Annotated in this window: 5 protein-coding genes; 2 read left to right on the top strand and 3 right to left on the bottom strand. The window is 67.6% G+C overall.

All coding sequences use genetic code 11. From position 1 onward, the window contains the following. Positions 1-206 precede the first annotated feature (206 nt). Entirely contained in the window at positions 207-2,588 is a 2,382-nt protein-coding gene (locus tag A5780_RS21680) for an MMPL family transporter (RefSeq protein WP_064909425.1), read from the top strand. 257 nt (positions 2,589-2,845) lie between these two features. Next, complete coding sequence (locus A5780_RS21685; protein ID WP_064909426.1) at positions 2,846-5,155, top strand: MMPL family transporter; 2,310 nt, start codon at positions 2,846-2,848, stop codon at positions 5,153-5,155. 22 nt (positions 5,156-5,177) lie between these two features. Here A5780_RS21685 and A5780_RS21690 read toward each other — a convergent pair whose 3' ends face one another. The 3 genes from A5780_RS21690 to A5780_RS21700 all read right to left on the bottom strand — a co-directional run bounded on the left by A5780_RS21690 (position 5,178) and on the right by A5780_RS21700 (position 13,991). Continuing rightward, positions 5,178-6,113 carry an LLM class F420-dependent oxidoreductase gene (locus A5780_RS21690; RefSeq protein WP_063010939.1) on the bottom strand — a complete coding sequence of 312 codons (936 nt, stop codon included), beginning with the start codon at positions 6,111-6,113 and terminating at the stop codon, positions 5,178-5,180. 113 nt (positions 6,114-6,226) lie between these two features. Continuing rightward, positions 6,227-7,624, bottom strand: coding sequence for an aminotransferase class I/II-fold pyridoxal phosphate-dependent enzyme (locus A5780_RS21695; RefSeq protein ID WP_064909427.1), 1,398 nt, complete (start codon positions 7,622-7,624; stop codon positions 6,227-6,229). Positions 7,625-7,664: 40 nt separating this feature from the next. Further along, entirely contained in the window at positions 7,665-13,991 is a 6,327-nt protein-coding gene (locus tag A5780_RS21700) for a type I polyketide synthase (RefSeq protein WP_064909428.1), read from the bottom strand. Positions 13,992-14,013 lie beyond the last annotated feature (22 nt).

The raw sequence follows: 14,013 nt of genomic DNA on the forward strand, positions 1-14,013 counted from the left end.
GCGATGATCCTCTCATCAACCGATCGAAGCGGAGGGCACGCCCCGAAAATCGAGGTTGTTCCTCCGCTTAGCGATTGGGTAGTCTACCTACCGCACGGTAGGCAGAAAGCGTCGATGGAGGCGGATCGCAGTGCGGCGTCCGCAGTAGTGCTGTCTACGGGGCCTGAACTCAGCACCGCAAATCAGCTATCGCTAGGAGATACCGCGTGTCCGTGTACCTCTATCGGTGGGGGAAGTTCGCCTTCCGCCGAAAATGGATCGTGCTACCGGTCTGGTTGCTGATCTTCGTGATCGTGGGCGCCGTCGGCGTCGGGCTGAAGAAGCAGAGCCAAGACGACTTCAACATGCCGGATCTGCCCTCGCAGAAGGCCACCGACATCCTGGACAGGGAATTTCCTGGACAATCGGCCGCCTTCAAATTCGACGCGGTGACCGGCACATATGTCGCCGCGGCCACCCACGGCAAGCTCACCGATCCGGACAATCACAAGGCACTCACCGCGCTTGTCGAGAAGATCAACAACCTCGACATCGTCGACAAGTCCAAGATCAATGCGCAGGACCCCGACCCGCAACGTCGGGGCGTGCTGACCGACCCGGTCGCCGCGACGACGGCGATCGGCTGCACCTCCGGTGATCGCACCGACCCGAACTTCGTCGCGAAATGCGGCCTGGCGCCGCTGAACGTGCTCGGCAAGAACAACAGTGCCGATACCGTCGCCTATTTCAGCGTGCCGTTCAAGATCAAGTCGTTCTCCGATATCACCAAGGCCGATCGGGACCAGGCATACAAGGTCGCCGACGAGGCGCGCGCGGCCGGACTGGACGTGGAGATCAGCGGCACCATCGCCACCGAGCAGGCGCCGCCGGGCGGACAGTCGGAAATGATCGGTTACGCCGTCGCCTTCATCGTGATGATGATCGCCTTCGGCGCGCTGATCGCGGCGTTCGTGCCGATTCTGACCGGCATCGTGGGTGTCGGCATGGCATCCTCGCTGATCATGGCCGGCACCTCGATCGCCAACATCCCGAACTTCACCACCGTGCTGGCGGCGATGATCGGTATCGCGCTGTCGATCGACTACGCGCTGTTCATCGTCTCGCGCTACAAACATGAACTCGCCGTGCAGGATTCGCCGGAAGAGGCTGCGGGCGTCGCCATCGGCACTGCCGGTTCCGCGGTGGTCTTCGCCGGTATGACGGTCATCATCGCGCTGTGCGGCCTGAGCATCGTCGGCGTCAGCTTCCTCACCTGGATGGGTCTGGGCGGCGCGCTGGCCGCGCTGTTCGCGATCCTGGTCGCGCTGACCCTGCTGCCCGCGATGATGGGCGCCTTCGGCCGCTTCCTGTTCAAGCCGAAGTTGCCGCTGGTCGCGCGGACCGACACCGAGGACGACGACGCCGTCACCAACGGCAAGCGTTTCGCCCGGCTGATCGCCAAGGCGCCGTGGGTGACCCTCGGCGCGAGCGTGATCGCGCTCGGCCTGCTCGCCGCACCCGCGGTGAATCTGAGCCTCGGCCTCCCCGGTGAGGACAGCCAGCCCAAGACCACCACGGTTCGGAAGGCCTACGACCTGCGCACCGAAGGGTTCGGCGAGGGCAGCAACGGCACCCTGCTGGTGGTCGCGGATCTGACCAAGGTCAAGCCGGAGCAGCGTCAGGAGGCCGTCATGGCCCTGCACGACAAGCTGGCCGGCTACCAGGGCATGGACTTCGTGACCATGCCGTCGACGAACAAGCTCACGCCGCAGAAGACTCCGGACTATGTGAACAGCACCGGCGCCCAGTTGACCGCGGTGCCCGATCACGGCCCGAACAACTCCGAAACCCAGGACCTGGTGAAACACGCCCGGGACGCGGAGTCGGACCTGCAGGCGAAATACGGTATGGAGTACGGCATCACCGGCTCGACCGCCATCTACGCCGATGTGTCCAATGCCCTGCTCGGCAAGATCGTGCCGTACATGACGATCGTGGCGATCGCGGCGTTCATCCTGCTGGTACTGGTGTTCCGCTCGGTTCTGGTGCCGCTGACCGCCGCATTGGGATTCCTGTTGTCGATGGCGGCCACCTTCGGCGCCACCGTGCTGATCTTCCAGCAGGACAAGCTCGGCCTGATCGGCGACCAGCATCCGATCGTGAGCTTCCTGCCGATCATGTTGATCGGCTTGGTATTCGGCCTCGCCATGGACTACCAGGTGTTCCTGGTGACCCGGATGCGAGAGGAATACGTGCACGGCAAATCCCCGAAGGAGGCCATGGTGTCCGGTTACCACCACGGCGCTCGCGTGGTCACCTCCGCGGCCATCATCATGATCTCCGTCTTCGGCGGATTCATGTTGGAGTCCGACGTGACCGCGAAGTCGATGGGCTTCGCACTGGCGGCCGGCGTGCTGTTCGACGCCTTCCTGGTCCGGATGGTCCTGATTCCGTCGCTGCTGGTCCTGCTGGGCAAGTGGGCCTGGTGGATGCCGAAGTGGCTGGACCGGATCCTGCCCGATATCGATGTCGAGGGCACCAAGCTGCGCGAGTTGCAGCAGCGTGACCGCGACACCGCGGCGGAGAAGGAGCCGGTCCCGGTCGGCTGATCCGCGAACCACGGCACGAGCCCTCATCCGAACAGCGGATGGGGGCTCGTGCCGTATCCGGTCCGGGGGATCTCGGACCGCAAAGATCTTGATCTTGCAGCAACGACACAGCAGACTCGAACCTAATGCTCTCCAGCTCGGCCACTCGGCGGACCGACGGTACCGGCGAGTGTGCCGGCAACCGCACAGCTCGATCAGCGACCGGCCCCGGTTCGCAGTCAGCGCCAATCGAGGCCCGCGACCACTAGGAGCGCCTCGTGTCCGTGTATCTGTATCGGTGGGGAAGGTTCGCCTTTCGGCACAAGTGGATCGTGCTCCCGGTCTGGCTGATCCTGTTCCTGATCATCGGCAGTCTCGGCACGCAGTTGAAGAAGCCGATGAACGACGACTTCACGATCCCGAATCTGCCGTCGGAACGCGCCACCGAGATCATGGACAAACACTTCCCGGGGATGTCGCAGGCGTTCAGTTTCGAGGCGGTCACCGGTACCTATGTCTTCGGGGCGGCACCGGGGCAGAAACTCACCGACGCATCCCAACGCGCGGCCGTCGGTGGTGTGGTTTCGAAGCTGAACGATCTGAACATCGTCGATCACAAGACCCCGCTGGTGGATCCGATCACCGCCACCGAACAGATGGGCTGCTTCGCGACCGATCGCAGTTCGCCGGAATTCGTCTCGCGCTGCAGTGCCGCGCCGGTCAACGTGTTGAACAAGGAGAACCCCGATACCGTTGCGGTGCTGACCGTTCCGTTCACGATCCAGAAATTCACCGATATCACCGCCGCCGATCGCGCGGCCGCCTACGCGGTCGGTGACGAGGCACGGGCCGCCGGACTTCAGGTTGAGATGAGCGGGTCGCTGGCGATGGAACAACAACAGCCCAGTGGTCGGGCCGAGATGATCGGCATGGCCGTGGCGCTGGTGGTGATGGTGGTGGCCTTCGGCGCGATCGTGGCGGCCTTCGTGCCGATCATCACCGCGATCGTCGGACTCGGACTGGCGACGTCGGTGATCTTCCTCGGCACATCGTTCATGTCGGTACCGAGTTTCACCACCTTCCTGGCCTCGATGATCGGCATCGCGCTCTCGATCGACTACGCGCTGTTCATCGTCTCGCGCTACAAACACGAACGCGCGGTGCAGAATTCGCCGGAGATCGCCGCGGGCACGGCCCTGGGGACGGCCGGTTCGGCGGTCGTGTTCGCGGGCGCGACGGTGATCATCGCGCTGGTCGCCCTGGCCATCGTCAACATCAGCTTCCTGACCTTCATGGGACTGGGCGGGGCGATCGCGGCGGCGTTCGCGGTGCTCACCGCGATCACCCTGATGCCGGCACTGCTCGGCGCCTTCGGCAAGCACCTGTTCGAGCCGAAGCTCCCGGCGATCGCGCAACACGATCCCGAGGACGATTCGGTGGTCACCAACGGTATGCGGGTGGCGCGGGTGATCGGGCGGATGCCGTGGCTGACGCTGGTCGCGAGCATCATCGTGCTGGGTCTGCTGGCCGCGCCCGCGCTGAGCTTGAATCTGGGCCTGCCCGGTGAGGACAGCCAGCCCAGGACCACCACCATTCGCAAGGCCTACGACCTGCGCACCGAGGGATTCGGGGCCGGCAGTAACGGCAAGCTACAAGTCGTCGCCGATCTGTCGCAGGTGCCCGCCGATCAGCGGCAGGCGGCGCTGACCGCGCTACACGACGAGCTGGCCGCCTATCCGGGTATGGATTATGTGACCCGACCGCAGCTGAGCAGGGACGGCGGCGGCGCGTTGATGACCGCGGTACCCACCACCGGGCCCAACGATCAGGCCACCAAGGATCTGGTGCGCAACGCGCGCAATGCCGAAGCCGCACTGCACGACAGATACGGCATCGACTACGGAATCACCGGCACCACAGCCATTTACGCCGATGTCGACCATGCGCTGCTCAGTAAGATCCTGCCCTATCTGGCGATCGTGGCGGGTGCGGCATTCCTGTTGCTGATCGCGGTATTCCGTTCGGTGCTGGTACCTTTCACCGCCGCGCTGGGATTCCTGCTCTCCATGGCGGCGACCTTCGGCGCCACGGTGCTGATCTTCCAGAAGGGCGCGCTGGGTCTCATCTCCGAACCGCGGCCGATCGTGAGCTTCCTGCCGATCATGTTGATCGGCTTGGTCTTCGGCCTCGCCATGGACTACCAGGTCTTCCTCGTCACCCGCATGCGCGAGGAATACGTGCACGGGAAACCACCCACCGAGGCGATGATCTCCGGCTACCACCACGGCGCACGGGTGGTGACCTCGGCCGCCGTCATCATGATCTCGGTCTTCGGTTCGTTCCTGCTGGAATCGGATGCGACCGCCAAGTCGATGGGTTTCGCGCTCGCCGCGGGCGTCCTGTTCGACGCTTTCCTGGTGCGGATGGTTCTGATCCCGTCGCTGCTGGTGCTGATGGGTAAGGCGGCCTGGTGGATTCCGGGGTGGCTCAGCCGGATCGTGCCGGATATCGACGTGGAGGGTGCGCGGTTGCGCGCGCTCCACGTCGACAATCCGGATGAGCCCAGGAGTCCGGTGAAGGTCGGCTGAGCCGGCGCTGCCACCGGAGGGTTCAGCCCAGCTGGGCGGCGACCTCGCCGGCGACCAATTCCACGTGGTCGAGATCGGACAGGTCGAGCACCTGCAGGTAGAGGCGGGTAATGCCGGTGGTCTCGCGGTAGCGGCCGATCTTGTCGACCACCTCGGCCGGGGTGCCGGCCAGGCCGTTGGTGCGCAGTTCGTGCACCTCGCGGCCGATCGCCTCGGCGCGGCGAGCGATCTCGGCCTCGTCGCGGCCCACGCACAGCACCTGGGCGGCCGAGCGGACGATCTCACCGGGATCGCGGCCGATGTCGCGCGCGGCCGCGGCAACCCGATCGAATTGCGCCGCAGCCGTTTCCGCATCCGTGAACGGCAGATTGAACTCGTGCGCGTACCGCGCGGCCAGGGCCGGTGTGCGCTTCTTGCCCGCGCCACCGATGATCACGGGCGGGCCGGGCTGCTGCACCGGCTTGGGCAGTGCCGGACTGCCCTGCAGCACATAGTGTTTGCCGGTGAAATCGAAGGTCTCGCCCACCGGGGTCTGCCACAGGCCGGTGATGACGGCCAGTTGCTCGGCGTAGCGATCGAAGCGCTCGCCGAGCTCCGGCAGATCGATGCCGTAGGCGCGATGCTCGTCGGCGAACCACCCCGAACCGAGTCCGAGTTCGACCCGGCCACCCGACATCTGGTCGACCTGCGCGACCGAGATCGCCAGCACCGACGGATGCCGGAACGTCGCGGCGGTGACCAGTGTGCCCAGCCGGATCCGGGAGGTCTCGCGCGCGAGCCCGGCCAGGGTGATCCACGCGTCGGTGGGCCCGGGCAGGCCGGAGACCCCGCCCATCTTCAGATAGTGATCCGACCGGAAGAATGCGTCGAACCCCGCCTCCTCGGTCACCTTCGCAACCCGGAGCAGATCGTCGTAGGTAGCCCCTTGCTGGGGCTCGGTGAAGATTCGTAGTTCCACGCGCACCAACGTACCGGGCCGGCTGCGCCGGCCCGCGGAGCTGCCGAACCGCCCGGCGAGGGGACCGGACACGTCGTGGCACGGCCCTCTCGCGCGGCGGTCGGCCGCGCATGTCAGCCGGTGATGCCCAGGTCCGGCAACTGCGCGGCGGCGGTGACGGCCTCGGACAGCAGATCGGCGGTGGCCTCCAGTTGCGCGTGTTCGTGTTCGGAGGTCAGGAAGAAGCGCAGTCGTTCCTGACCCGCCGGTACCGCCGGAGACGAAATCGCGCCCGCGTAGACGCCGTTGCGCAGCAGTGTGGTGGCGACGTAGCCGGCGCGCAGTTCACCGGGGACGATAACCGGGCAGATCGGGGTGCCTTCGGAGATGCCGAGGTCGATGCCGCGCTCGCCGAGCAGGGTGCGGAAGTGCTCGGCGTTGGACCACAGCCGACGCAGTCGCTGCGGTTCCGCCTCGAGGACGTCGAGTGCGGCCAGCGCGGCGCCGATGGTCGAGGGCGCCGGGCCGCCGGTCAGCATGGCCACACCCGGTGCGGCGGCCTTCATCGCGGCGATCAGGTCCGCGTCGGCGGCGATGAAACCGCCGCAGCTGCCCAACGCCTTCGACAGGGTGCCCATCCAGATGTCGACATCGTCGCCGGCCATGCCGTAGTGCTCGCGGATGCCGTGGCCGCGTTCGCCGAAGACGCCGAGCGAATGCGCCTCGTCGACCATGACCGCACAGTCGAATTCCCGTGCGATGGCGGCTATTTCGCTCACCCGGCCGACCGTGCCGTCCATGCTGTAATGCCCTTCGACCACGACCAGCGCCCGATCGAAGTTCCCGCGCGACATGCGCAGCACCGAACGCAGCGACTCCGGATCGTTGTGGCGGAAGTTGAGCCGCCGCGCTCCCGACCACTGCACCCCGGACACCACGCTGCCGTGGATGAGCGAATCGCAGATCGCGACGTCGTCGGCGCCCAGCAGGAAGCCGATCACGCCGGCATTGGTGAGATAACCACTGGTGGTGACCATCGCGTCACCGACGTCGTACATCGCCGCCAGGCGCTGTTCGAGTTCGGCGTAGATCGGGATCTCCCCGGCGACGATGCGGCTGGCCGAGGCGGACGCGCCGTAAGTGTCCAGCGCGTCCTTGGCGGCCTGCACCACCTTCGGATGGTTGCCCAGGCCGAGATAGTTGTAGGCGCTGAAATTCACCAGATCCCGGCCCTGCCACCGGATGACGGTGTCGTTCGGGCTCTCCCGCACGAGGAACATCGGATTCGGCGTGCCGCTGTGCTCGTGCACCGCCGCGATCGCCGCGCGTTTCTGCACCATCGCCGCGACCTCGGGGTGGTCGGCGAATTGGCGTCCGGGGCCCCGGCGCGCGCGGGCCGGTTTACTGTTGCCGCCGGTGAACCCACCGCGCGAGCTTCCGGACGTCGCAGCGGTGGGAGCAGCCGCCGGGGAGGGCCCGGATGCCGCGCCGGACAACAACTTCCGCGCCAGATCCCGCGCCGATTCACTCATCCCGCATCCTTTCCCGGCGCAGCAGGCAGCTGCGGCCCTCTCATCCCGCCGCCCCCTGCACGATCGCCTCGGCCACCCGCGCACCCGCCTGTTCGAGGCTGAACGAGCGGCCCATCTTCATCGACATCAGTTCCACGCCCAGCGACTTCGTCACCAGGGCGCCGAATTCGACCGCCATCAGCGAGTCCAATCCGAGTTCGGGCACCGGAACCGTCAGGTCGATCGAATCCGCCGAAACACCCATGACCTGCGCAAGTTGCTCGGCCAGCATGAAGGCGACCACCTCGTTGCGCTTACCCTCGTCGAGTTCGGCGAGCTGAACGCGCAGCCGCGCGGCGGCCGAATCGTCCTGTGCCGCAGCGGCGATCAGTTCCTCGGTGCGTCCGGTCTGGGCGAAGAACGGCGCGGTGGCGTTCACCTTGGCCCAGTCGACCGGAATGATCGAGACCTGCGTGACGCCCAATCGCAGCGCCTGCTCCAGATATTCGGTCCCCTCGTCCATGGTGATCGAATCGAAGCCGGTGTTGCGCAGATACCGCGCGATATGTTCGTCGTCGGCCATACCGCCGCCGGACATATGCCCCCAGCCGACGACCAGGGCGGTACCGCCCGCGCGGACCACCGTATCCCCGATGGCCTGGAGCGCGATATTGGCCGCGGTGTAGGCATATTGGCCGACACCGCCGAACATCGCACTGCCGGAGGACCACAGCGCGAACTGATCCAGCCGAGCCCCGGCCGCCTGGATGCCGGCGACGAGTGCGCGCGCACCGTCGGCCTTCGCGCGGAACACCTTGGCCAGACTCTCGGCATCCATGACGGTGATGCGCTTGTCGTCGATGGCGCCGGCCGTGTGGAACACCCCGCGCAGCGGATGCTCGGGCCGGTGGGCGCGAGCGAGGACCGCCGCGACGGCATCGGCATCGGTGATGTCGACCCGCTCGACGGTGACCTCGATGCCCTGCGTCTCCCAGGCCGCGAGCTGCGCGACGGCGGCCTCGGTGGTGGCACCGCCGCGGCCGAGCAGCGTCAGCCGGCGGGCGCCGTGGCCCACCAGCCACCGTCCGGTGGCCAGGCCGAAGGCGCCGAAACCACCGGTGATCAGGTATTGCGCCGCCGGGTCGATCTCGATGTCCGGTAGCTGCGGGCGGACCAGCGGTGCTTCCTCGGTCAGATCCAGCGCCACCCGGCCGATCCGGGTCGAGCGGGCCACCTCCTCGAAGGCCTGGGCCACCTCCGCCGTCCCGTACTTCTGGAACGGCAGCGGCCGATAGGTGCCGTCGTCGAAGCCGGCGTTGACCTTGCGGCCCAGCTCCATCACCTCGGTGTGCCGCAACCGCAGCATCCGGTCCAGATCGAAGGAGAAGTAGGAGACGTTCTTGTCGAACGCCGACAGATCCAGCATGCCGCCGGTGTAGATATCGGCCTTGCCGATCTCCACGATGCGGCCGAATTCGGCGATCACCGCGAAGTTCTGGCGCAGGATCTCACCGGGCGCCGAGCTGATGATCACGTCCACACCGCGTCCGCCGGTGAGGGCGAGCACCTCGTCGACGAAGTTCAGCGACCGCGAGCCGACCACGTGATCGGCGCCCTCGGCCAGGACATAGGCGCGTCGCTGTTCGCTGCTCGCGGTGCCGATCACGATGGCGCCGTGCAACTTCGCGATCTGCACCGCCGCGCTGCCGACACCGCCCGCCGCACCGTGCACCAGCACGGTCTCACCGGCACGGATCCGCGCCAGTTCGAGCAACGAATACTCGGCGGTGGTGAACGCGGTGACGCTGCTGCACCGGCCGGCATCGGTGTCGGGATGGACGTGGGTGAGCGAATCGGTCGAGGTGGTGTGATAGCGCGCGACCATGCCCTTGGAGGTCAGGCTCACCGAGTCGCCGACCGCGTAGTCGGTGACGCCGGGGCCGACCCGGACCACCTCGCCGCCGCCTTCCATCCCCGGCACCAAGCCGAAGAAGGTCTCCGACAGTTCACGTTCGCCGAGGACGCCGATCACCTTCAGCGCGTCCTTGTAGTTGAGGCCCACCGCACGCATCCGGACCTCGACCTCACCCGGGCCGGGTTCGCGCCGATCACAGCGCCGCCAGCCCAGCCGCGCGAAGGTGCGCGAACGAGGCAGTTCCAGTTCGAAATTCGCCTCGGGGTCGGTGAGCGGTTCGGCGATGTCGAGGGCGTCGAGCCGCTCCGGCAGCGTCCGGGTCACGACCGTGGTCCAGCGCAGGCCGTTGCGCAGGACGGCCTCGTCGACCAGGTCGTACTGGAAGCCGCCGGGGATCGCCAGTTCGGCGGACAGGTCCGTGACCGTTGTGTCGGCATCGATATCCACCAGTCGCCACCGCAGCCGGGACTGCTCGTTGAGCAGCACGCGACGAGCGCCGGCGATGGCCGCCTGGCTGGGGTCCGATGCCGTCCCATCCGCGGGGTGGGCGTACGCGTGGGCGCTGACCACGGTCACGTACATAGATCCGTCGCCGGTCAGCGGGATTTCGATCTCGTGCTCGGTGACCCGTTCCTCGAGGTAACCGTCCAGCGTCACCGCGATCCGGCGCAGCGTCCACAGCGCCGCCACATCACCGTCGGGCGAATGTCCGGGGACCACGCATACGTGCAGCCGTTGCACACCCTCGGTGCCGAAGATGTCGCGAAGCCGTTGTGCCAGTTCCGGTTCCAGCTCGGCGTCGCCGGGATCGAGGCGGAGGACTTCCGATCCGGCACCACCGGCGACGGCATCGCGCACCCGCTCGATCCGCGAGTCGATGTTCTCGCCGTAGCCGAGGACCAGGGTGTACAGGCCGTCGTTGCCGGGAAGCGCGGACGTGTCGACCGGATCGCGCAGCTCCCACCGTTCCTCGTAGAACATGTCGGTCATGCGCTGCAGCGGGCCGCGGCCGGGGGTCAGGGAACCGAATTCCATCCCCCTGATCTGCATGACCACGGTGCGCTCGGCATCGAGCAGATCGATATCGGCCAGCGGCCGGTCGCCCTCGGCGAACCGGGCCACGGCCGTGACCTCCTCCGGCAGGGGCGCGAGGCGGCGGACGGTGCGCACGCCGACCGGCACCATCGCGCCCTCCTGGGCACCACCGCGGCCGGCGAGCAGGGCGGCCACACTCTGCAGCGCCGCATCGACGATCGCGGGATGTGCGAGATACCTCTCGCCCTGGCCGATGGTGCCGTCGAGTCGCGCGACCACGGTGTCCGGCGAGATGCGGATCGAGGTGGCGCGCCGGAAGGCCGGCCCGTATTCCAATCCGCGCGCGGCCAATCCGGCATAGAACTCGGCGGGCTCGACCGCGAGCATCTGCTCGGTGTCGGGCACGTCCGCGGTGATCGGCGCGTAACTGCCTTCGACCAGGCGGCCCATCGCGTGGACGGTCCAGATGGTTCCGGCCGCGCCCCGGGAACGGATGGTGAAGCGCCCGGTCGAATCCTCCACGTGGAGTTCGACGATCGGCGCCTCGCCCTCCTCGACGACCAGGGGCGCGACGAACCGCACGCCCTCCACGGCGACCTGATCCGATTCGGTGCGCACCGCGGCGGCGCTCAGCGCGGCGTCCAGATATCCCGCGCCCGGCAGGATCCGGGTGCCGCCCACGACGTGATCGGCCAGCCAGGGCAGCGCGGCGAGCGACAGTTCCACCCGCCAGGCGTTGGAGTCGTCGGGATTCTGATCACCGAGCATCGGATGCGCGTCGGGCGTGCCGTGCCGCAGCAGCCGGAATTCGGGCAGTTCGTTGCGCAGCCGGGTGCGCTGCCACGGATAGCGCGGCAGATCGATATGCGGCGTCGGGTCCGGCACACCCGCGAACAGCGCGTCGATGTCGAGAACTCCGGCCGCGTACAGACCGGACAGGGTCTGGCGCAGGCTGTCCGCGTCGTGCTGTTTGCGGTGCAGGGTGGCTACCGTCGTACCGGTTTCGCCTGCGCCGATGAGTATTTCGCGAATGTTGGCGCCGAGTACCGGATGCGGACCGACCTCGACGAACACCCGGTTGCCGGCCCGGACCAGCGCGGTGATGGCATCGGCGAACCGCACCGGTTGCCGGACGTTGGCACACCAGTACTCGGCATTCCAGTCGGCCGCGGTGACCTGTTCGCCGGTGACCGTGGAGTACAGCGGGATACGCGGTTCGGCGACGGTGAGCCCGGCCAGCACCGCGCGCAGTTCATCCAGGATCGGGTCCATCAGATGACTGTGGTACGGCACCTCGACCTGCAGTCGGCGCGCGAAAATACCGTCGGCGGTGAGCTTTTCGGCGATCTCGTCGAGACGGTCGACCGCACCGGCCAGCGTGACGGCCGAGGGTGAGTTGATCGCCGCGATATCGACCGAACCGTCGGCGGCGATGACCTCGCGAGCGGCCTCGGCCGGCAATCCGATCGCCAGCATGCCACCCGTCCCGGCCGTCGTGGCCTGCAACCGGGCGCGGTGATAGCTGACCAGCAGCGCGTCGTGGAGCGACAGCATTCCGGTCACATAGGCGGCCGATACCTCGCCGACGCTGTGGCCGACGACGACGGCGGGTTCGATTCCGTACTCCCGCAACGCCGCGTACAGCGCGACCTGCACCAGGAAGTTCGCCGGTTGCGCGATGGCGGTCGAGGTGACCCGCGACTGCTCCTCGGGCCGCAGCAACTCCTCGACGACGGACCAGCCGGCGATGTCGGTGAACACGGCATCGATGCGGCGCGCCTCATCGGCGAACGGGCCTTCGGTGCCGAGCAGCTCGCGTGCCATGCCCCACCACTGCGGACCCATACCGGTGAAGACGTACACCGGCTCGGCGGTGCGCTTGGCGACGGTGCGACCGACCCGGCCCTCCCCGCTCGCCAGATCCACCAAGCCGCGGACCAGTTCGGTGTCGTCGCCGAAGGTGATCGCGGCGCGATGGTTGTGGTGGTGGCGGCGCCGCCACGCGGCTTCGGCCAGCCGGCCGGGATCGGCGCCCTCGGCGATCAGTTCGGCGACGCCGCGAGCCAATTGCCGAACCGCGGCCTCGCTCCGCGCGGAGAGCGGCAGGACGCCGAAATGCTGTGGCGCCCGGTCGTTTTCGGAGCCACCCCGGTACTCCTGCAGAATCGCGTGCGCATTGGTGCCGCCGTATCCGAAACCGTTGACGGCCACCGTCATCCGCTCGACCTCGCCGCCCACCGGTTCGGCCTCGGTCTGCAGGCGGATTCCCAGTTCCTCGAACGGGATATCGGGATTCGGGGTGTCCAGCCAGCCCTGCGGCGCGATGGTGCGATGCGTGATGGCCAGCGCCGATTTGATGACGCTCGCGATACCCGAGGCCGCCTCGGTGTGCCCCAGCGTCGCCTTCACCGAGCCGACACCGACCGGACCGGGCCGCCCGGTGGCAGCGCCGTAGGCCCGGCCGATGGCTCGCAGTTCCAGCGGGTCGCCCACCGGCGTTCCGGTGCCGTGCGCCTCGACGTAGGTGATCTCGTGCGCCGGAATTCCGGAACGCTCGATCACGGTCTTGGCCAGTGCTTCTTGAGAATCCGCGTTCGGGACGGTGATGGCCGTGGTGCGGCCGTCCTGATTCGATCCGGTGGCCTTGACGACCGCGTAGACGCGGTCGCCGTCGCGTTCGGCATCGGCCAGCTTCTTCAGCACCACGATGCCGGCGCCCTCACCGCGGCCGTAACCGTCGGCGGCGGCGTCGAACGGTTTGCTGCGGCCGTCGGCGGCGAGGAATCCGCCCTTGCACATGGAGACGAACGGCTCCGGCTGCGCCATCACGGTCACACCGCCGGCGAGGGCGTATTCGCAGTCCCCGCTCTCGATGGCCTGGCAGGCCAGATGCAGCGCGACCAGCGACGAGGAACAGGCGGTGTCGACGGTGACCGCCGGACCGGTGAGGTTGAGCGCGTAGGCGATCCGGTTGGAGAGCATCGTGTACGACGCGCCGGCGGCGGTGTGCATGTCGACATGCGGCAGCGCCGGTCCGCCGACCGATACCGCCAGCTGATCGAGGGTGAAGGCGCCGATGTAGACCCCGAGCCCCGAGCCCGCGCTGCGTCCCGCGACGCCCGCGTCGTCGAGCGCCTCCCACACCACTTCCAGGACCAGTCGCTGCTGCGGGTCCATGGCGGCGGCCTCGCGCGGGGAGATGCCGAAGAAGTCGGGATCGAACTCCCACGGATCGCCGGTCATGAAGGCGGCGCGCTTGGTGTACATGCGGCCGGGGGTGCGGCGGTCGGCGTCGTAGTAGCGCCGCCAGTCCCAGCGGTCGGCCGGGATCTCGGTGACCCCGTCCCGTTTGTTGATCACGAAGTCCCAGAAGGACTCCGGCGAATCGATGCCGCCGGCATACCGGCATCCGATTCCGACGATGGCAATGTCAGACACAGCGACTCCTCGGCCGACTCGG

This window comes from Nocardia sp. 852002-20019_SCH5090214 (assembly GCF_001665865.1).
In the GTDB taxonomy this organism is placed as follows: domain Bacteria; phylum Actinomycetota; class Actinomycetes; order Mycobacteriales; family Mycobacteriaceae; genus Nocardia; species Nocardia nova.